Below are 521 nucleotides of genomic sequence, written 5' to 3' on the forward strand. Positions count from 1 at the left end.
GTGGTTTGGGATGGTTGTTGAGCGGAAACAGAGGCACCATTCACATAAGTTGCACTATCGCTTGGGGTTAATGCTGCGATGGCTGCTGGAAGAGACTTACCTGCTGTCTCACTCTCGAAGCGGTAAGTAGCTTGGTACTTGTTAGCTTCAAAGGACCATTTTCCTACAAATTCAACATTAGCCTTGTTCACGACTGCATTGGCTGCGTCGTAACCCTTGAAGGTCCAAGTACCGTCGTTCACTGCGTCGGTGTAAGTGGTTTGGGATGGTTGTTGAGCGGAAACAGAGGCACCATTCACATAAGTTGCACTGTCACTTGGAGTCAATGCTGTGATGGCTGCTGGAAGAGCTTTTCCTGATGTTGCACTCTCGAAGCGATAAGTAGCTTGGTACTTGTTAGCTTCAAAGGACCATTTTCCTACAAACTCAACATCGGACTTATTGACAACGGCGCTAGCTGCGTCGTAACCCTTGAAGGTCCATGTGCCGTCGTTCACTGCGTCGGTGTAAGTAGTTTGGGA

Annotated in this window: 1 protein-coding gene; it reads right to left on the minus strand. The window is 48.6% G+C overall.

From position 1 onward, the window contains the following. Nucleotides 1–521: SHIRT domain-containing protein (locus tag HMPREF0850_RS13055; RefSeq protein WP_000313841.1), on the minus strand; the 521-nt coding region annotated here is incomplete at both ends.

Origin of the sequence: Streptococcus sp. M143 (assembly GCF_000162495.1) — a bacterium.
GTDB lineage: Bacteria > Bacillota > Bacilli > Lactobacillales > Streptococcaceae > Streptococcus > Streptococcus dentisani.